Here is a 20,082-nt window from a genome sequence, read left to right as displayed (position 1 = left end):
TGACAGACTTTGTCGGCGGACTCGACGAGCAGCCACGCAATCGAATCGGCCCTCCCCACCATGAATTCCGGGAACCTCCTTCGACGCATTTCGATCACCGGTGCGGCGTTGATGCTTGGCGGAATGGGGCTGGTGTTCTTTGAAGTGCAGACGGGCTACCTGCATCGCCGACTGGGACTGGCGGGGCACTTTCTCAGCATTATCAGCGGGACCACTCTCTCAATCTGGGGGCTGAAAGAAGTTGTTTCACAGCTTTGGCCCAGATTGGCGGGGCGAGGCTACCACTTCCGGATCCCCGGCGTCGGACTCGCCTATCTGGCCATTATGTTCGTGCTGTTCATCGGTTCGATTCTCGCACGGTCGAACCTGTTGATCATGGTCTTCTGCGTCATGGCAGGGTCGTTTGTCGTGAACGGATGGCTGACGTTTACCATGCTGCGCCGGACTCGAATGCAGCGAGACGTGCCTGACCGGGTCATGGCCGGTGAGACATTCATGGTCACGCTGCTGCTTGAAAATCGAAACACCTGGCTTTCGTGCTGGCTGATGCGGCTGCAGGACTCGATTCGCAACGGGGGATTGATCCTGGAGCCGGAAGTGCTTTTTGTTCGGGTTCCTCCCAACAGTCATCGTGTGGGGACTTATCATCTGTGTCCCATTGCCAGAGGTCGGTATGAGTTCACTCACCTGGATGTCATGACTCGTTTTCCGCTGGGGATGGTGGAACGAGGCGTGGGGCGAGAAGCGCCGCATGTGCTGCTGGTCTATCCGCGACTGGGGCACCTGCGTCCGCAATTCCGGCGTATTCTTCAGCACTCGATGGAACTGGTCAGTCATGCACGGCCCAACAACGGCACCTTCCAGGATGACATGCACCGCATCCGCGAGTTTCGTCAGGGAGATGACCGACGCATGATCCACTGGCGCACGAGCGCCCGCATGAATGACCTGATGGTCTGTGAGTATCACGAATGCCGGGACCGGGACCTGATGATCATTGTGGATGCGTGGCTCCCCTCACGTCCCAGTGTCAAACAGACTGAGCAGTTCGAACGGGGACTTCGTTTCGCTGCGACAGTGAGCATGAACTACCTCAGGTCGAGTCGGCAGTCGTCACTGACAGTTCGACTGCTTGGGAAAGAAACGTTCGACTGGTTCGGGGACACGGGTCAACAAAACGCGGATTCGTTGCTGGATGCGTTCGCCTTGCTGGAGCCGAGTCATCGTGAAGACTTTCACCGGCTTGGCGAGGGACTGGGAACCAAGTGGAGCGGTCAGTGTCGGACGCTGGTGATTTCGCCCCGGCCGATGGAATTCAAAGAAGAACTGTTGCGGATCCATCCCGGCTCTGCGATCGACCTGCAGGTGTACGGAACAAGCGAAGAAGAGCTCAACGGACTGTTTGAAGACTCGGACGCACCTTCCGATTCAGAAATGAAGATGCAGAGAGATGCTTGAAGTCTTTCAGATCAGCATGGCATTGCTCGTCTCGCTGGCGGGATTAACCGCAGCGATCGCCGAGGGAACGCCGATCTCCGCCTTCACTCTGCCGATCGCGCTGGCGACCTGGTATTTCGTCGACTTTCAGCAGATCCTGGCCGCTCCCCGCTGGCTTCCCCCCTTCCTGGGTTTGATTGCCTTTGCTGTGGCGGGCGCGGAATATGCGAGCGTTCCGAATCCTTCGTACCTGTCTGTCGGAAATCACCTGCTGGCGTACCTGACATGGATTCTGCTGATCCAGCACAAAGAGATTCGCCTGTACTGGACGTTGATGGCGCTCACGATTGTGCAGATCGCATTAACGTCCCTGTTGACGTTCTCGATCTGGTTTGGGGTCGCGCTGGTCGCGTATACGCTGCTGGCGACCTGGACACTGTCACTGTTTCTTCTGTATCGCAGCGTCACGTCCCTGAACGACAATGATGGAGAATTCGCTGCTCCAAGCCGGGCGGCCACCATGTCGTCGGCGACGGTCCGGATCTGGTCAGGAGTCTCACGAGATCGCCATGAGCGGTTGTTGACCCCCCGGTTCTACGGCAGCACTGTCTCCGTGACCTGTCTGGCGATGTTTATCGCGATGTTGTTCTTTCTGTTCATTCCGCGAATCTGGCCCAGTTCCAGCGTCGCCAGAGCGGGAGGCGCCCCCGGGTCGCCGTTAACGGGCTTCAGTACGGAAGTTCGCCTGGGAGACATGGGAGAGATTCTCGAGAGCAACGAAAAGGTCATGGATGTCCGGGTCTATGATGCGAAAGAGGGGATTCTGCTGCCCCCCCTGGAAGCGGAGAAATACCTGGGAGCCGAACCGCTGTTTCGTGGCGCGGTTCTGGAAGAGTATCGGCAGGGCCGGTGGCATCGTCCGCAGTTCAAGTCTTCATGGCGGATTGACCGCGGTATCCCATTGGCGAAGTACCGCTTGAGGATCGATTTGAATCCGATCCATTCCGAAGCCATCTTCTCTTTTGGAAACGCTGTGGGAGTCTCCCCGACGAAAGACCATGGCAACATTGTCTGGGACTACTTTTCCAATGAGATGAACCGGGGTGAAGAGACCGATCTGGATCGCGAATTTTCGTATGACCTGTTCACTCTCCCGGGAGCCCCTGATGAGTGGCTGGCAGAGCGGCGGGAACGTGAATTGAGATCGCGAATGCGATTTGATCCCGATTCAGGGACCATCACCCCGATGGTCAGTCGAAAGTTTCAGATGAATCTGCAGTCCCTGACGCAGCTTCCCCCCGAACTCGAGCAGCTGTATGGCATCACGGAAAAGGTCGTAGGGAACGCCTCGACGAATCTGGAAGCAGCCAGAAAGATTGAAGACTGGCTGACGAATTCCGATGAATTCCGCTACACGATGAAGCTCAGCGTGTCGAACAAGGCCATTGACCCCATTCTGGACTTTCTGCAAAACCGGAAGGCGGGTCACTGCGAATATTTCGCTTCCGCGATGGCCACAATGCTGCGCTGTGTGGGCATTCCTTCGCGGGTGATTACGGGATTCAAGGGGGGTGTGTTTAATCCGAAGTCGAACACATTAACCATTCAGCAGTTCCACGCACATGCCTGGGTCGAAGCGTATCTTGATAATCGCTGGATGACATTCGACCCGACACCGCCAGAACGGAATGAAACCGTTCTGGGAATTCAAGGTCGTCCTTCTGAACTGGTCCAGGCGTGGAGAAACGTGGAGTCGGTCTGGCATCGCTTCTCGGTCATGTCCCGGGAAGGGCAGGAAGAAAAGATCTATCGGCCCTTGGCGGAACGTGCCGTACACGTTCGTAACACGTTTACGGAACTGATGCAGGGACGGACCACGCGATTGAAGAGTATGCTGGGGTTCTTTACATCGCCCGAACGATGGTTCAGCATCGAAGGTGCCATCGTGGCTGTTCTGATCATCCTGTTGCTGCTGACGATCAGCTGGTTGATTCGTCGGCTGTATCAGGCAGGTCACTCGATTCGCAGCTTCTGGAATTCACAGGTTGCCGCCGCTGTCCGAGGGCAGAAAGTTCCCTTTTACGAGCGTCTCGTGTCGATTTTGAAAATGCATGGGATTGTCCAGCAGCCAACGCAGACGGCACGGGAATTCATTCATGCAGCTCTGCCGAAACTCGAACCCAGGTTGCGTCAGCTGGGTCTGGACGTCTGGCCTGCGGAGGTCGTCGAGAACTTCTATCGCGTTCGATTTGGGCATGAGAAATTGAGTTCGCAGGAACTGCAGGACCTGGAGCAAGGGCTGCGCGATCTTGAAAAGTGTCTGCAGACTGCTTCGGAACCCATATCGTGAACTTCCAGGATCGACGAAGTTTTCTGAACTACTCGGGCGTGTTCCTGCTGGTGCTGCTGGGGGTGAGTCTCCTGCTGGCAGCGGTAGCGGGAATCTCTCCGCTGCGAGAAATTCACTGGTCCTGGCGGGATGCGGTGATCGGCGTTGTTGCCGCGGTGCTGATGGTTCTGGCGTTCTGTTTCATCACCAGTGTGCGGGACCAGGCGGAGCAGATTCTCGGTCCGGCTCTGGCGAACTGCCGCTGGTATGATCTCATTATTCTGGCGACGCTGGTCGGCGTGATCGAAGAGCTTCTTTTTCGCGGAGTGCTCGAGCCCTGGGTGGCGCGGATCGATCCGACATTCGCGCTCATCAGCGTGAATCTCTTTTTCGGGCTGCTGCATTCGGTATCGGTTGCTTATGCAGCCATCGCGACGGTTCTGGGAGGAGTCCTCAGCGGGCTGGCACATGGTCCTGGAGACTTCAATCTGCTCCGCCCCATGGTTGCTCACGCCGTTTACGACTACATTGGATTTGTCTGGCTGGCGAGCCGTTATCGAAAATTCCGGTCCGCTCAGGATGAGCTGTGACCGGGGATGGCGACGTTTGGCAACGCGGCATGTTCACCACGGGGAGGGTTCACCACGGTGACACGGTGACACGGAGAGGTGGATGAGGTGTTCAAGTCGTGGAGTGGGCGGCGAATATAATAATGAATTCACTGATTCTTAGAACGACTCATCTGGTGAACTGACATTGAAAAACTCGGTGTCTCCGTGCCTCCGTGGTAAAATTCCATCCTCCAAACATCAACTGGCCCACTGAATCCTTGATTGCTGCCTTCAACTGATCGTGACATCTCCCTTACTCAATCTCGAAAAGCGTTCGCCGCTGACCATTGGCCATCTGCAATTGGCGAGCCCCTTTGTGCAGGCAGCGCTCAGTGGTTACAGCGACTGGCCGATGCGCACGCTCGCCCGCCGTCACGGGGCGTCTTATACGCTCGCGGAGGTCATGCTCGAGCGATTCGTCAATGAGGTACGCGGCACCGGCAAGACGGAGCATCACCTGTATGTGGCGGATGCCGACCACCCCGTGGGGGGGCAATTGATGGGGGCCGATCCGCTGCGGTTTGCTCCTGCTGCCCTGCGACTGGTGCAGGCCGGCTTCGACGTCATCGATATCAACTTCGGCTGTCCGGTGCGGTCTGCAATGGGCGGTTGCCGGGGGGGATATCATCTCAGCCAGCCGGAAGTTGCACTGGAAATCGTCGACCGGGTGCGGGAAGCGGTTCCTCCGGGGATCCCTGTCACACTCAAAATGCGACGCGGCATTGATCGCAGCGAAATCAGTCGCGACCGGTTCTACCGCATCCTTGACGGGGCGTTCGAAAGGGGAGTCAGTGCGGTGACCGTGCATGGTCGAACCGTTGAGCAAAAGTACCGCGGACCCAGCGACTGGTCGTTCCTCAAAGAGGTCAAGCAGCATGTCGGCGGGCGGACGATCCTGGGAAGCGGTGACCTGTTCACAGCACAGGACTGCGTGCAGATGTTAATCCAGACGGGGGTGGACGGTGTCACGATCGCCCGTGGAGCCATCGGCAATCCCTGGATTTTTCAGCAGGCTCTGGCCATCTGGAATGGGGAATCTCACCCAGCCGCTCCAACGGTCTTCGAGCAACGCGACGTGCTGCTGGAACATCAATCGCTGGCAGAACAGATTTACGGGCCGACTCGCTGGTTCGGCACACTTCGAAAATTCGCTTTCAAGTACGCGCGGCTGCATCCGGACTTCCAGAATCTCCGCACGCGAATCGGCTTTGTACGAACTCCCTCCGACTGGGAAGAGCTTCTTCAGGACCACTACGCGGTGGACGCCCCGGGGCGAATTCCACAGCCGGACGATGTCGCTGAGTCGCAGGACAACTGCAGCACGGATTCGTCGTCGGAGACCTGTTCGAGTGAGGGCAGATGAGACGAAATCAGGGCAGGCCGTCGTTCAGAAGATGACAGCCTGCCCTTGCGAATTCATGGTCCCACTCCAGACCGGAGCGGTGCTTGCAGTTTGTTCAGAGGTCTATGCCCCGATGGCGCGGCTGACTTCCTTCATGTACCGCAGGCTTTCCTGCGCGGTGTATTCCGCTCCCGGGGAGTAGTCGAAGACTTCGACCGAAATCCAGCCGTGGTACCCGGTCGATTTCAATGCTTCGAAAATGGGGAAGTAATCGATGTCTCCCATTCCCGGTCCGCGCAGGTTGACGTCATTCGTGTGGAAGTGACGGGTGATTCCGGCGAATTCCTGGATCAGTTCCGGCAGCGGCGTCCCTTCCCCGGACATCGCTTTCACATCCTGATGCAGTGCGAGATTGGGATGATTCACCTCAGCGATGATCTCAGCGGCTTCGGCACAGGTGTTCATGAAATTGGTTTCCTGGGTCGTCAGCGGCTCCAGCAGGAGTTCCACGCCACGGTCGGCCAGGCGGGGAAGGACGCTGCGGAAAATCTGAATCGCATTCTGGGTCGCCTGTTCTCTGGAGACTCCTTCTTCCAGGTTCCGCTGCTGCGGTGAACCCAGCACCATCAACTTCCCACCAAGATCGGCACACAGGTCGCCCAACTCGCCGAGGTATGCGGCGGTGCGTTCGCGAGTCGCTGCGTCGTTGGTGGTCAGGTGAAGTCCGGTGGTCTTGGCGAGGAGCCAGTGGAGTCCGATGATCTCGAGGCCGTTTGCCCGGGCTGCCTGCTTCAATTCGATGCGTCGGGCGGGAGAAATATCTGCGGGGCTGCCGGCGAGGGTGAACGGGGCGACTTCGACTCCCGTATAGCCCGTCTTGGCAATGAACTCGCACTGTCGGTCCCAATCCCAGTCCGTGAACAGTTCCTGGCAGATGGCAAATTTCATGAGTCGATTTCGGGGGCTGAAGAAGTAATCCGGTAAGTCCGCTCGATGTGTTCGAGACTGTCGCGAAGTTTAAAGAAGTTCGCACTCCCATGTGCAGCGATTCAGGCGTTTTTCCCGCTTGAACGTCCATTTTGGCTTCTGCGGGTTACTAAAGGCCCTTTCGGAAAATGCTCGAGCGGCACAGGAATCGAGATACGCCGCTTGGAACGCGATGTCAAAATTTTCCGGTCCTGACGATTGTGATGGGAAAATTTCCTCCGGCTCGCTCTCTCGCGTGCCGGGGCGTGACGAATGTAAGGGTCGTGAGCGAATCCCGTCGATTCAAAGAAGCGGGAAGATCGGGTCGCACGCAAGCTGACGGCTGCCCCGTTCATGCCCGATATGCAGTGGAAACGGTTGAATGCGAAGCCTGCTCTTCACTCTGGGTAATATTGCGAACTTGCGCTAAGTGAGTTGACTGCATCGGTCGATTTTCAGAGTGGATGAATCCGTATTGGGTTCAATGCATCTGAGGACTGATGTAATGAGGACGACCATCATGAGATACCTGACCTGGATTCCCGTGCTGGCGGCGTTTGTGTCGCTGGTGGGAGTCGGAGACGCCGAAGCAGGGCTGTTCTGCAAGTTCCGGAACTGTCCGCCAAGCTGTTGTGAACCGAGCGGAGATTACTGCTCCGCACGGGCATGCTGCGCCCCGCAGTACAAGACGATTACCGAAACTGTCTGGTGCACCCAGGAATACACTGAATGTCATACCGTGATGGACACCTGCTGCTACCAGGTTCCGGTCACCTGCCAGAAGACGGTGTTTGACACCTGCTATCGGGACGAAACCTACACGACCTGCCGACCGGTGTACACAACTTGCTACCGCGACGTCTGCACCACTGTTCGCAAGCCGGTCTATCAAACCTGCTACCGCACGGTCTGCTGCAAGATCCGCAAGCCGGTGTACCAGACCTGCTATCGCACGGTGAACTACACGGTCTGCCGCCCGGTCTACAACACCTGCTACCGCGATGAGTGCTACACCATCCGCAAGCCGGTGTACCAGACCTGCTACCGCACCGTGACCTGCACGACCTACAAGACAGAGATGGAAACGTGCTATCGCGATGTCTGCACGACTGTCATGAAGCCTGTTACCACGACCACCTGCGTCCCGGTCCAGTGCGGCGAATGGCAGACTGTCACCGAGTGCGTTCCCGGACCGATCGTGGATCGCTGCGTCCAGGATCCCGGACAGTTCGTGATGGATGAATCCGGTTGCTGCCCGACCTACAAGCCCGGTTGCTGCCGCATTGAGAAAGTTCAGTGCCCGCCCCGCACCGTCTGCAAGCGAGTCTGGGTTCCCAAGACCATCATGACTCAGCAGACCTGCACCCGGATGGTTCCGGAAGTGAAGCACTGCCGCGTTCCGTACACGGTCTGCCGCCGGGTTCCCTGCTGCACGACCAAGCAGGTTCCTTACACAACTTGCCATTACGTTTCCCAGACCTGCACCCGTCGCGTTCCTTACACGACCTGCTGCATGGTTCGCGAATGCCGTACCAAGCAGGTTCCATACACCACCTGCTCCTATGTCTGCGAAACCGTGACCAAGCAGGTTCCGTATACGACCTGCAGCTGGACCTGCCAGACGATTGTCAAGAAGGTTCCATACACCACCTGCAGCTACGTGAAAGAGTGCCACACCCGCAAGGTTCCGTACTGTGTTCCTCGCACCGTCTGCGAAACCAAACTGGTCACAAAGACAAAATGCACACCTCGTACTGTGATGGTCACCAAGACCCGATGCGTGCCCAAGACGGTTTGCCGCAAGGTGCCGTGCTGTGAAGATCCGTGCGTGGTTGTCGAGCCGGCTTGTGCCACCCCGACAGCCTGTGCTCCTGGTGAGTGCGTGCACTGATTGAGGAACTCGAACCGGAAGGGGACGTCCTCACACCTTCCGGTTTGATCGAAGACTGATCCCAGATGCATGGCGGGCGACGATCACTTGATTGTCGCCCGCCTTTTTTTCGTTGTCCCTGAAGTCAAATGAAATCCCGAAATTTCTTGCCGAAATGCTTTACGTCGATGGCGAATCTGGGAGAATCCGACGTCGAGGGTGATTGTCGGGGGAGTTCGGAGACTCCTCAGCAGAAGTGCGGCCTTTGCGGTTGGCAGCTATGCCCGCGAACTTTCAATTTCGTCCGGACCGACGCTCTGGTCCGCTGCTCGCCAGTACGCTTGTGCTGTTTCTGGGGGCCATCGGTGCAGCTGTGGTGGTCACCGCCAGCGGGACCAATCCTTATGTCGGCCTGGCGATCTTTGCAGGCTTCGCAGCGATCGTTCCGGTGTTCGTCTTTCTCCTCAGGGTCTCTCCCCAGCGAACACTGACATCGCTCTACAGCTGGATCAAGAGTCGGGAATTCCGCGAAACCGAAGAGTACAAACCCAAAGCGGTGCGTTCGGTCCGTGATTATGGAACCAACCGTCCCCCGTCCGTAGCGGACCTGAAGGAGTTGAAGAACGGAACCAATAACTGGGTTCCTTCCAACGTTCCTCCTCCCTCGCGAAAGCCGAAGAAACAGGGCTGACTCTCAACCAGCGCGAGAATTCTGTTCGCCTGCCGGAGATCTCGCTACAGGAATGAAAGCGGTCCGGACTTCTGCTGCGGGTCATCCGGCTGAGATGCAGGGCTGTCTGCCACTGAAGGTCCCGTCTGCTGGATCGGAGCCCCACTGACCTTGCCCCGGAGTTTACGGATCTCTTTGTACCGGAAGAGGCACAGGCCCGACAGGATGGCCGAAACAGCCGCGACCGTCGTCCCTTCAAACTGCAGTGATTTCCCCAGCCAGATGCTTGAGGTCAACAGAGCGGCAGCAGTAGCCCAGCCGAAACTGTTCAGAATAATCATGTTCCTCAGGAGCGAGGACTTCTGCGTGTGCTTCGACTTGGCAACTGCAATCCGGGCGGATTGATTGGCGACTTCGCGGAACGAGTGCAGGTTCGCCCGCATGGACTTCTTCGCTCCCTCGTCGAGTTTGCGGACCTTCTTGACCGGCTCTTCTACGGGAACCGGTTCGGTCGCTGCCTTGACGGGGGCTTCGATGACCGGCCGAGGTGCTGGTGCAGGCGCGACCGGCTTCGACTCCGGCTGGGACTGCTGATGCGGTTGACGTGTTCGGGCCAGCAGGCGTTCCATATACGCCTCGACGGACACTTCACCATCATCACTGTGCCCCATTGACGATGACTGTGAATGCACCGGCTCGGGAGGCTGCGGACGGATCGGTTCCGGCTCAGGCTTTCGTTCCGGCTGGTCTGCTTCGACTCTTTCCGTCACCACCGATCTCCGGCGACGTGGCGGAGCTGGGGAGTCGTTGTGGGCGGGTTTGTTTTCGGTGAAGTCCGAAGTCTTCATGCCGAACAGGCTGGCAAGTTGCTGTCGCAGCTTGACCGCCTCGTCGTCTTCTTCCGCATTGAGAGCAGATGGCTCTGGCTGCGACGGCTCAATGTCCGTTTGGGCGATTGATTCCGCAGCTTCCTCGGCAGGCTCTAAGTTTACAGTTTCGTCAGCAACTGTCTGATGAAGTTGAATCGACTCCTGCTGGAGACGTTGGGACTCAGCCTGACGCTGTTCGAATTCTTCCCGTTCGATGCGCAATCGCTCTCGTTCGGCCGAGAGCTGTTCGCGACTCTCCTCGAGTTCCCGTTCACGTTCCTCAAGCTGCTTCTGAGTCTCCGAAAGTTGCGACTCCAACGTATGCAGCTGGTCGAGATCCTCTTTCAGCTTGTCGCCGGCTGCATCCACATTGTGTTGCCGACGTTCGATGATGTCGCGTTCTTCAGCCAGATTCGCCTGGGCTGTCTGCAGCTCCTGCATCTGCTGTTTCAGTTCTTCAGCGATAGCATCGGACTCGCTGGGGTCTTCCTTTGGGGGGGCGACCTGTATCGATTCCGCACGCAGGAATTGAAGTTCCGCGCGTTGCTGCTCCAGCTTCGCACGTTCCTCGGCCAACTGGTTCTGCTGTTGATCCAGCTGCGCCTGCAGCGACTCCAGTTGCCGGCGCATCGTCTGCGTCTGTTCGCGGTCGTAAGCATCGCGCTGACGTTCCGCTTCAATTTCTGCATTCAGACGGGCAAAGTTCTGACGTTCAGCAGTGATGTCGTTGAGGCTGACCTGCAATTGCTCCTGAGAAGCAGCGAGCGAGCGGCGTTCCGACTCGATCTCGGCCAGCCGGAGGATCAGGCCTTCCCGTTCTTCGGCCAGTTTGCCATGTTCCTGCGCCAGCAGTTCGGTCCGCCGGGCAAGCTCCGCGTTCGCTTCTTCAGCGAGAAGCTGTGAGGTTGCTTTGGATTCGATTTCGGCAGCAAGTCGTTCGAGTTCCGCGCTCTGTTCCTGCAGCGTCCGTTCCAGTGCTGTCAGTGAAGATTCACGGGCCTCGAGTGCCTGCTGCCGAGCTTGCTGTTCAGTTTCCTGAAGTGCGAGCTTTTCGAGTCTCTGTTGCAGTTCTGTCTGCCGGTCCGACCATTCGCGTTGACGGCTCTCCAGTTCCTGCGACCTGGCTTGCAGATCGCGATCCCGATGCTGCAGACGCACTTCCAGATCGGCAAGTTCACTTTGGCGCAGTTCGATCGTGCGCTGAAGTTCTTCGATCTCCGTTGACTTCGTTTGCAGTCCAAGCTGCTCGGCAGCCTGAGACTCACGCAATGCCGTGAGCTCGGAGCGTTCTCGCTCGAGCCGAGTCCGTTCTTCGGTGAGCCTGGATTTCTCGGCATCCAGTTCACGACTTGCCCGATCCAGGTCGCGATGCTTCTGCTCGATGGTGTGCAGCTGTTCTCCGGCAGATGCTTCCTGATCCCGGAGTCGCTGGTCTTCGACTTCCAGACGGACTTGCTCCTCTTCGACCTGCTGCAGGCGCAGATTCAGGCTCTCTTCCAGTTCCTCGAGGAACCGCTCGCGGCTACGGCATTTGGAATTCCATTGCCGTTGTTCCTCTTCCAGTTTCTGCACCTGATCGACGAGCTTCTGTCGATTCGCAAGCAGTTCCTCCTGCTGGAGGTGACACTGATCTTCGCGTTGCTCGATGTCCCGCTGTCGAGCCATCAGCTGGCGACCCTGCGCTTCGTTACGGGCCAGCATCGAGCGAACTGATGCAAACTGACTGCTGTCCGGATTGTTGGCCTGCGCGACCTGGCGGGCACGGAGTTCGTGATCCCATTTTTTGAGGCGTCGATGGACGCCGACGAGATCACGGGCTCGACCGGCCAGTTCTTCGTAGCGGTCGTTCAGAAGTGATTCCAGCTGGGTCAAGTCCCCATGCTGGCGTTCGAGATTCTTCAGCAGTTCCGGGGCAGCTGCCTCGGCTTGTTCAACAGGCGCCGGCTGGTGACGGGACGACTCCAGCAGCGCCCATTGCTTGTCCAGCTCCTGAGCGCGTTGTTTCAGGACCATGCGTTCTCGCGAGAACTCTTCCCGGGTCGAGCGTTCCTGTTGCAGGAGTTGGTCGAGGCTGGATTGCACCTCACTCAGCAGTTCATTGAGCTGGGCTTCCCGACGCAGAGAGTCTGTTCCAGAAAACTCGTAATTGGCAGTCGACTTCTTGGCTGCTGCGAGCAGTTGCTGAAGTGTTTTGTCGGAGACGGGAGGAAACGCATGGCTGACCACCGGCAGTTCGGCGACCTGAAGCTCGACCGGTCCGAGAATCAGGCGGTCGCCGACTTTGAGTGTTCCCTCGTTGATCGCGCCTTCGTTCACCCAGGTCCGCGGAGACCAGGCTTTGACGACAGTTCTCTGGCTGCCCACGATGATTGTGCAGTGCCGGGGAGCGACTCCATCCACAGGCAGCACGACATTGCAGTCACTGCCCGAGCCGAGCAGGTACGTTCCCGGACTCAGATCCCGAAACGCCCAGTCGAATTGATTGCGGGGTGACTTGAGTCGGATCCCTGCGGGAGCTGCAGTCACCGCAGCAGTGGAACGATTTCCATGGCTGAACCGTTCCGCGTGGCGGGGTTCGCGATTCGCCAGTGAAAACTCGTAGTCGGTCATTGAATCTGTATTTCGAATCGGCTGATCATTCAGCCTTGGTCTTTGCGTGTTGGCATGGAACACATTCTGGCCACAGCCCCAGCGTGGCCGGGAGTCGTCAGTCCCTCTCTTTTTCTCTACCTCAAGCTCAATCCCTTCGCGTGGCGAAATCCAACTTTTCAGAAACTTCCCGATGATCGGCGAGTCGAGTGCAACCCTCGCAACATCTTGTACTTTCGCAGGTTCTGAATGCGGTGAACGTATCTGTTCCGCATCCCGGCCCCCGATTACGCGAGTCGTTCCGAATCTTCCTTCCGAACTGGTTGCAGCGAACTTGCATCACGGACGGGATTTTCGGGTCAGTTCGCAGTGCGCGCACCGGCGGAAGGGCTCGTCTCTCGCACACTTCGGACGTCAGGCAGGGGCAACTGAAATGCATTCTCTCCCCTCCCTGCAGTCATGTTCACCGATGGAATCGACACCAACGGACGGGTGGCATCCGCCCCGAGGCTCCGTTAGAGTGAGTGGTCGCGGACAGGGTGCTGGACCTGATTGTCCTGGTTGAACACTGCATGACGGGAAATTGAACGGTGAACGCGAGTCTCATTTTACTCCCAGGTGACGGGATCGGACCCGAAGTCGTCAGCCAGGCACGGCTGGTGCTGGAGCAAGTGGCCAAACGGTATGGTCACAACTTTGAATTCGAGACTCATCCGATCGGCGGCAATGCCATTGATGACTTTGGGGACCCGCTGCCGCAGTCGACTCTGGATGCCTGCAAGAAGTCCGATGCGGTTCTGCTGGGAGCGGTGGGAGGACCGAAGTGGGACGATCCGAACGCGAAAACCCGTCCGGAAGCCGGCCTGTTGAAGATTCGTAAAGAACTCGGACTGTTTGCCAATCTGCGGCCGATCAAGGCTCAGGAATGCCTGATTGACGCCTCTCCCCTGAAGCGGGAAGTCGTGCAGGGAACGGACATTCTCTTCGTCCGTGAACTGACCGGCGGGATCTACTTCGGTGAATCCGGACTGAAGAAAAATGAAGACGGCAGCGAAACCGCCTTCAGCACGATGACCTACTCCACGCATGAGATTGAGCGTGTTGTGCGAGTCGCTGCGACGGCAGCCCGCGGGCGGTCCGGTCGGCTGACCTCCGTGGACAAGGCAAACGTGCTGGAAGTGTCCCGTCTCTGGAGACGGACGGCCGAACGCATTGTCCGTACCGAGTTCCCGGATGTGAAATTCGACGTGGTGCTGGTCGACGCGATGGCAATGCACCTCATTTCCCGCCCCAGCACGTTCGACGTCGTCGTCACCAGCAACCTGTTCGGTGACATTCTGACGGACGAAGGTTCGATGCTGCCGGGATCCATGGGCTTGCTTCCGTCGGCGTCTGTGGGAAGCGACGGCCCCGGCTTGTACGAGCCGATTCACGGGACCGCTCCGGATATCGCCGGTCAGGGAATTGCCAATCCGCTGGCAACGATTCTGGCCTCGGCCATGATGCTGCGACATTCGCTGAAGCTGGAAACGGAAGCGGCCGCCATTGAAGCAGCTGTGCAGAAGGTTCTCGATGCGGGTCACCGCACGCGGGACATCGCGCCGCGGGGAACTCCCAGCGTCGGAACCGTGGAAATGGGACAACTCGTCCTGGCTGCTTTGGAGTAACGTTTTACGAACGTCGTGAAACAGCGAGATGGCCGGGGCAGATCGAAGGGTCTGCTCCGGGACCGCAGATTGTAAGATTGGAGTTCAAGGATGTTGAAATCCCGCCTGCTGATTCTGACTCTGGTGACTCTCGTCGGATGCAAGCCCGCCCCCCCTGCTGCTCCGGCCCCGGAACCGGCTTCCCCTCCCAGTGCTCCGGCTCCGGAAGGACAGAGCGAAGGTGACGAAACCGGTGCGGCCAAACCTGCCATGACGCCGGTGGAGGGAATTCAGCTGGACGTGCTGAACTGGGAAGAGACTCTGGCCCTTGTGAAACAGCATCCCGGAAAAGTGGTCGTCATGGACCTGTGGGCGACGTACTGCCCTCCCTGTATTGCGGAGTTTCCCAACCTGGTCCGTCTCAATCGGGAACACGGCGACAAGGTGGCGTGCATTTCTGTTTCGACCGATTATGACGGCCTGGAAGATCAGCCGGTCGAGAGTTATCGCGAGAAGGTGATGAAGTTCCTGACAAAGCAGGAAGCCACTTTTCAGAACGTTCTGCTCTCCATCAGTGCCGAACAGTTGTTCGCGGAGAAAGTCGAACAGCAGTCCATTCCGATCGTGTTTGTCTTCGACCAGAAGGGGAATCTGCGAGGCCAGTTCCCCAACCCCAAGGAGCCCGCAGAATTCACCTATCAGGAGCAGATTCTACCGCTTGTCGAAAAGCTGCTGAAGAACGAGTGATTTCAGGAACTTTGGCGACCCGATGTTCCGACTTCTGAAAGAGACGGCGAGGTCTTGCGGACCCCGTCTCTCACGGCCAGGACGGCCTGTGACTTCCCGATTGGCCGAAAGCCATTTCACCTACTTGCAGCGTCCTGATGACGGTCCGTTCCATGCCCGTGGCCCAGAAATCCGAACCGATGACGTTGAACGGGAAACCGTTCGCCAGCCATCCGTTGGAATCTGATGCATTGCCGTTACCGCAACCTGCAGTGACTCCGCGAGCACAAAACCCGGGGGGCGTGGCCCACCGGATCAGCTGGTGCCTGCGGTATCTGGATCCACGGCAATGGATGCACACCATCCTGCATCTGGATGATTCGCCGCATTCGATTGCCCTGGGGACCGCCATCGGACTCTTCGTCGGCATTACGCCGACGGGTGGAATCCAGATGGCTTTGGTCGTGCTGATCGCGTTTGCCACCGGGTGGCTGTTCCGGTTCAACCGGATCGCCGCCTTGCTGGGAGTGTACGTTTCCAATCCGCTGACGACGATTCCGCTTTGCTGGTACAGCTACAAGATCGGAACTCTCTTCTGCGGCAAGACGATCTCCTGGAAGGAATTCAAGCAGCTCTTTGTCGATCATGGACTCAGCGAATGGTGGCTGACGGTTCATTCGCTGTTCGTGACGATCGGTCTCCCGCTGGTGATCGGATCGGTGATTCTCGGGGCGATCGTCGGGGCGCTGTCTTACCCGATCGTTTACGTTCTCGCACACCGGGCTCAGCGTTTCCGCAAAGAATTTCCGCGGTCGCAACTGCACACCGTCGCGGAGTGACAGAACCAAAACGACCTGAGCCGCGCAATTGCGATGCGCGGCTCAGCGAGAGTCTCGAGTCAGTCTGCGGTCGCACTCAGAGCTGATAGCACATCAGCTTGTCCTGCTCCCGCAGGTACAGTTTTCCATCGACCACCACCGGGTGTGACCAGCTTTCCTTCTCCTGGTATTCAGGGGTGAATGTCCCCTGCAACTCGTACCCCTTGGGAGTGGCGGAGATGAGTGCGATCGTGCCGTCTTCGTAGCGGAAGATCAGTTGATCATTCACTGCCGTGACAGCTGCGGAACCGCTGCCGGGGGGACGGATGTCGCCGCCCCAGCGGATCTTTCCGGTCGGAAGATGCACGCAGATCGGAAACCCTTTGCCATGCTGGTGACCGGCATAAACGAAGTCGCCATTCAGAATCATGCCGCCATGATGATTCTGAAAAGTCTTGGGAGGCAGGAAGTACTCTTCCTTGGCGGTGACTCCGTCGCGTGACTTCGAAATCTTCAGCAGGCAGGCTCCGGTCTGATATCCGGTCGAGGCGAACACATAGTCCCCCGAGCAGATCGGCGTGGGGATATTGGCGACGTCGTTGGCGACTTTGTCATACCCCCACAACAGCTTTCCATCTTTCGCCCGAACCCCGATGAGTCCCCGGCCGATCAGCTGGACGTATTGCTTCACTCCACCGGCGTTGGAGATGACGATCGACGAATACGCTGCCCCGTCTTTGCCGCGGTCACCCGCATACGGGACGGCAGTTTTCCAGATTTCCTTGCCGGTGTTTTTGTTCAGGGCGACCATCATCGCCTCCGGGCCTCCCGGTGTGCAGATCAGCTGATCGCCGTCGATCAGGGGAGATTCCGAGAAGCCCCAGCCGGACATCATCTGTCCCTGCCAGTCGTCGACGAAGCTTCGCTTCCAGAGAATCTTGCCGTCGGAAGCCTGCAGGCAGGCGACCTGTCCATCGGAGGAGATTGCGTAAACCCGGTCCCCATCCACGGTCGGGGTGCACCGCGAACCAGGGTATCCATGTTCCGGAGACTGGCCGGTGAGTGGTGTGGACCAGACGGGCTCATGTGTTTCCGTATTGATGCAGATGACCGATTGCCCCTGCGGGAGATTGCCCGTGGTAAAGAGCCGGTTGTCCGCGATTGAGACGCTGGCGTAGCCGGAGCCCATGCCGTCGATCGTCCACAGGTGCTCCGGCTGCTTTTCTTTCCAGTCGAGTTTCAGTCCGGGCTCCTGCGCCTTTCCGTCCCGCTTGGCCCCGCGCCACTGAGGCCAGTCTTCCGCCTGCAGGGTGGGGACAACGTTCAGGCATAGCAGGGCGAACAACCACAGACGAGAGGGCATGGACGAAACTCCGCAATTCTTCTGGCAGGACGTGCGAGGCAGGGGTCAGACTGAGTCGCGAACCAGTTCGGATTCCGTGGGAGACGCCTCCACCACATCGGGTGGGGCCCCCATGAAACGACCGAACTTTCCGAACCGACCATCATACAGAAGGATCAGGTAGGCGGGAACCAGAATGGGCCGGACAACGAACGTGTCCAGCAGCACCCCGAAGGCGAGTGCGAATCCCATCTGCACCATCCCCATCAGCGAACCCGCCATCAGGGTGACGAACGAACCCGCCATGATGATACCGCAGGTGGAGATAATGCTCCCGGTCTTCATCAGAGCCTGCAGCACCCCCTCGGTCCGGCCATGCGTTTCCTGTTCCTCGGTGACGCGGGACATCAGCAGAATGTTGTAATCCTCTCCCATCGCCACCAGGATCGTGAATAGATAGATGGGGACCTTCCAGTCGATGCCGTGGAAGCCGACCGGATCCCACAGGTAGAATGCCATGTAGGTCGCCCCGATCGTGACCACGTAGCTGAAGATCACCGTGATGATCAGGTATGCACAGATTTCCGGCTGCCGCAGCATCAGGACAATGATCAGATACACCGACACCGTCACGAGCACGTCAATCAGGATACGGTCGTGGTCGGTGACAGACTTGATGTCACGGATGGCGGCTGTTGTTCCGAGCGTGTAGATCTTCGCCGAGTCCCGCAGTTTTTTCGATTGTTCAGGAGTGATCTCCGAATCCGGCGGGAAGTGGATCGATTCTTTGACGGCATTCTCAAGGCGGGCGAGATTTCTGACGGAGTTTCGCGAAAACGGGTCGTCGTTCAGGATGACGTCCAGCCGCATGACCTGACCGGCCAATGGACCATCGAGGCTGGTGTAGGTTCGGTGAGCAAAGGTCCGTTTGGCTCCGCGGCTGCGCAGGGGAAGGTTCGAGAGGTATTCCAAAGCTTTGGGATTGGTTCCCAGCGGGTAATGCTGGCTGCGAATGTCAGCAATCCCAATCAGCTCGTCGGAATGGCCCGTGGGAGCTGCGGGATCTTCCCGTTCCAGCAGGTTCTTCGTGATGGTGGCACTCAGCTTTTCCGCAACGGGGATCGACTTCAGGTCGTTGCCGTCGAACACCTCCTGGAGGACCTCTTCTGGAAACCGGATGAACATGGTGTCCGGGCCGGTGATCCCCGCTGGGAAATGGCTTTGAACTGCTTTGGCCCCGACAACGCTCGGTTCATCCTGCGGCAGGTCGGAGAGCAGTCCATAGCTCACATCGTCCTGATAAAGGACGCCAATGATCGCCAGCGGCATCATGATGATCACCGTGGCCATGAAGACACGGCCCGGTTGGCGGCGAAGCAGATCGGCCATGTACTGCCAGACCCGCTCCAGAACATGCTGATCCTGCAACAGGCTCCACATGCTCGAACGGGGAAGCCATCCCGATTTCTCGCCGACTTCTCCCTTGCGCACGTCCGGCCAGAAGGCCCATTTGCCGAAGATCAGCAGGAACGCTGGAGTGAACGTCAGGGCCACGCAGACAGCCACCGCGAGGGAGAATGAAATCGCGAAGCCTGCCTGACGGAACTTGCCGAACTGGGAAAACATCATCATGCCGATGCCGATGATGCACGTTCCCGCACTGGTCGCGAGGGCTTCTCCCACACGTTCGATCGAATAGCTGATGGCGCGTTTGTGAGGCAGACCGTTGTCCAGTTCCTCTTTGTACCTGGCAATCAGAAACAGGCAGTAGTCCACACCGGCCCCGTAGGCCACGACGGTCACATACACATCCAGTCCGCTGAACAGGCCGATCCAGCCCCAGCCGGCCATCAGTCGCAGCAAGCCTTTCGCCAGTTCCACGGCGATCCCCACCGTGACCAGCGGAACCAGAGCAAGTAACGGCGCCCGGTAAATCACCAGCAGCAGGATGATCACCAGTCCCTTGGTGAAGACTTCCGTTCTCTTGGCGCTTTCCTGTTCTGCGCGGAGCATGTCGCGTCCCACCGTGGCGGAGCCGCTCAACTCGAGAGAGAGCCCGGCCGGTCGCTTCTGCTGCAGGTCATGGTCTTTGATGAAGTGTTCGATGCGGCCGACCACGAGGCGGTTTTGCCGTTCGAGAAATTCTGTCTTCAGGTCGACGATCACCAGCGTCGCCTTCTGATTCTTACTGGTGAGCAGTGCCCCGATCCGATCATCATTGGGGGTGGAGATCGACTTGATGACCTGTTCGGCCTCGGGAATCTCCTCGTTCAGCTCCTGCTCCAGCTCGGGAGTCCAGTTGTAGCCTTTGGGAGTCGTACGTTTGAGCTCTTCCAGCTTCTTGACGAGGACGTCCGAGATGAAGGCATTGTCCTCTTCCGTCAGACCGTTCGGGCGATCCAGTCGCTGCAGCACGACGACGACGCTGCTGGACATGGGATCCTGCTGGACCGAAGTGCCGACGTTGTCGGATTCGTTGGCTTCCTTGAGAGTGCTCTGGAAAGCCTCGCGATAGATTCGAACCGCTTCGACGCTCGGGGAACTCTCCGGCAGAAACGCCAGCTCACCATCCTGCCAGACCATTTCCGGTGTAGGTGCGGTGGTATGGGCGATCACGGTGAAGATCAACCAGAATGCGATCCACGTAATCGGGAACCGACTGACGATTTGTCCGAGAAATCGATACATCGAAGCTGAACTTCAAAGAGATGTGAGGCGATCCTGAGTCGAGTCAGCGTCCCGGGGGGAATTCCCTGAGACCACTGTCCGTGCTGACAGCCGGATCGGTGTCTGGAATTTTCAAATCGAATGACTTCAGCCCGTTTTCTCCCGGTGATTCGCCCTGAAAATCACCTGATGAGCTTGAC

At 58.1% G+C, this 20,082-nt stretch carries 13 protein-coding genes; 9 read left to right on the top strand and 4 right to left on the bottom strand.

Annotated features, from left to right (window positions below):
* Positions 1–60 precede the first annotated feature (60 nt).
* From SH661x_RS20810 to SH661x_RS20795, 4 genes are all read left to right on the top strand, one after another.
* Complete coding sequence (locus SH661x_RS20810; protein ID WP_437225642.1) at positions 61–1,458, top strand: DUF58 domain-containing protein; 1,398 nt, start codon at positions 61–63, stop codon at positions 1,456–1,458.
* Positions 1,451–3,787: a transglutaminase TgpA family protein gene (locus SH661x_RS20805; RefSeq protein WP_437225640.1), complete on the top strand. Its 2,337-nt coding sequence runs from the start codon at positions 1,451–1,453 to the stop codon at positions 3,785–3,787. The genes SH661x_RS20810 and SH661x_RS20805 overlap by 8 nt, the downstream gene beginning before the upstream one ends.
* Positions 3,784–4,356, top strand: a complete 573-nt coding sequence (locus SH661x_RS20800) for a CPBP family intramembrane glutamic endopeptidase (protein WP_437225638.1) — start codon at positions 3,784–3,786, stop codon at positions 4,354–4,356. Before SH661x_RS20805 ends, SH661x_RS20800 begins: the two co-directional genes overlap by 4 nt.
* Positions 4,357–4,618: 262 nt before the next feature.
* Positions 4,619–5,740, top strand: a complete 1,122-nt coding sequence (locus SH661x_RS20795; protein ID WP_437225636.1) for a tRNA dihydrouridine synthase — start codon at positions 4,619–4,621, stop codon at positions 5,738–5,740.
* A 102-nt stretch (positions 5,741–5,842) separates the two neighbouring features.
* On the opposite strand, the gene SH661x_RS20790 is transcribed toward SH661x_RS20795, so the two are convergent.
* Positions 5,843–6,667, bottom strand: a complete 825-nt coding sequence (locus SH661x_RS20790; protein WP_437225634.1) for a sugar phosphate isomerase/epimerase family protein — start codon at positions 6,665–6,667, stop codon at positions 5,843–5,845.
* 538 nt (positions 6,668–7,205) lie between these two features.
* Between SH661x_RS20790 and SH661x_RS20785 the strand changes: the two genes are divergently transcribed.
* A complete protein-coding gene (locus tag SH661x_RS20785; protein ID WP_437225632.1) occupies positions 7,206–8,576 on the top strand; it encodes a hypothetical protein in 1,371 nt (456 codons plus the stop codon).
* Between the two features lie 244 nt (positions 8,577–8,820).
* Positions 8,821–9,246: a hypothetical protein gene (locus SH661x_RS20780; protein ID WP_437225630.1), complete on the top strand. Its 426-nt coding sequence runs from the start codon at positions 8,821–8,823 to the stop codon at positions 9,244–9,246.
* A gap of 44 nt (positions 9,247–9,290) precedes the next feature.
* On the opposite strand, the gene SH661x_RS20775 is transcribed toward SH661x_RS20780, so the two are convergent.
* On the bottom strand, positions 9,291–12,704 hold the full coding sequence (locus tag SH661x_RS20775; RefSeq protein WP_437225628.1) for an FHA domain-containing protein: 3,414 nt from the start codon (positions 12,702–12,704) through the stop codon (positions 9,291–9,293).
* Between the two features lie 569 nt (positions 12,705–13,273).
* Between SH661x_RS20775 and leuB the strand changes: the two genes are divergently transcribed.
* From leuB to SH661x_RS20760, 3 genes are all read left to right on the top strand, one after another.
* On the top strand, positions 13,274–14,350 hold the full coding sequence (gene leuB / locus SH661x_RS20770) for a 3-isopropylmalate dehydrogenase (RefSeq protein ID WP_437225625.1): 1,077 nt from the start codon (positions 13,274–13,276) through the stop codon (positions 14,348–14,350).
* A 90-nt stretch (positions 14,351–14,440) separates the two neighbouring features.
* Positions 14,441–15,076: a TlpA family protein disulfide reductase gene (locus SH661x_RS20765; protein ID WP_437225623.1), complete on the top strand. Its 636-nt coding sequence runs from the start codon at positions 14,441–14,443 to the stop codon at positions 15,074–15,076.
* Positions 15,077–15,213: 137 nt separating this feature from the next.
* Positions 15,214–15,894 carry a DUF2062 domain-containing protein gene (locus SH661x_RS20760; RefSeq protein ID WP_437225621.1) on the top strand — a complete coding sequence of 227 codons (681 nt, stop codon included), beginning with the start codon at positions 15,214–15,216 and terminating at the stop codon, positions 15,892–15,894.
* 76 nt (positions 15,895–15,970) lie between these two features.
* On the opposite strand, the gene SH661x_RS20755 is transcribed toward SH661x_RS20760, so the two are convergent.
* Both SH661x_RS20755 and SH661x_RS20750 read right to left on the bottom strand, forming a co-directional pair.
* Positions 15,971–17,236, bottom strand: a complete 1,266-nt coding sequence (locus tag SH661x_RS20755; protein WP_437225619.1) for a PQQ-binding-like beta-propeller repeat protein — start codon at positions 17,234–17,236, stop codon at positions 15,971–15,973.
* Between the two features lie 45 nt (positions 17,237–17,281).
* Entirely contained in the window at positions 17,282–19,903 is a 2,622-nt protein-coding gene (locus SH661x_RS20750) for an MMPL family transporter (protein WP_437225617.1), read from the bottom strand.
* Positions 19,904–20,082 lie beyond the last annotated feature (179 nt).

It is taken from the genome of Planctomicrobium stercoris (genome assembly GCF_051465655.1).
GTDB lineage: Bacteria > Planctomycetota > Planctomycetia > Planctomycetales > Planctomycetaceae > Planctomicrobium.
The sequence above is the reverse complement of the archived record's forward strand: the minus strand, read 5'-3'. Positions and strand labels throughout refer to the sequence as shown.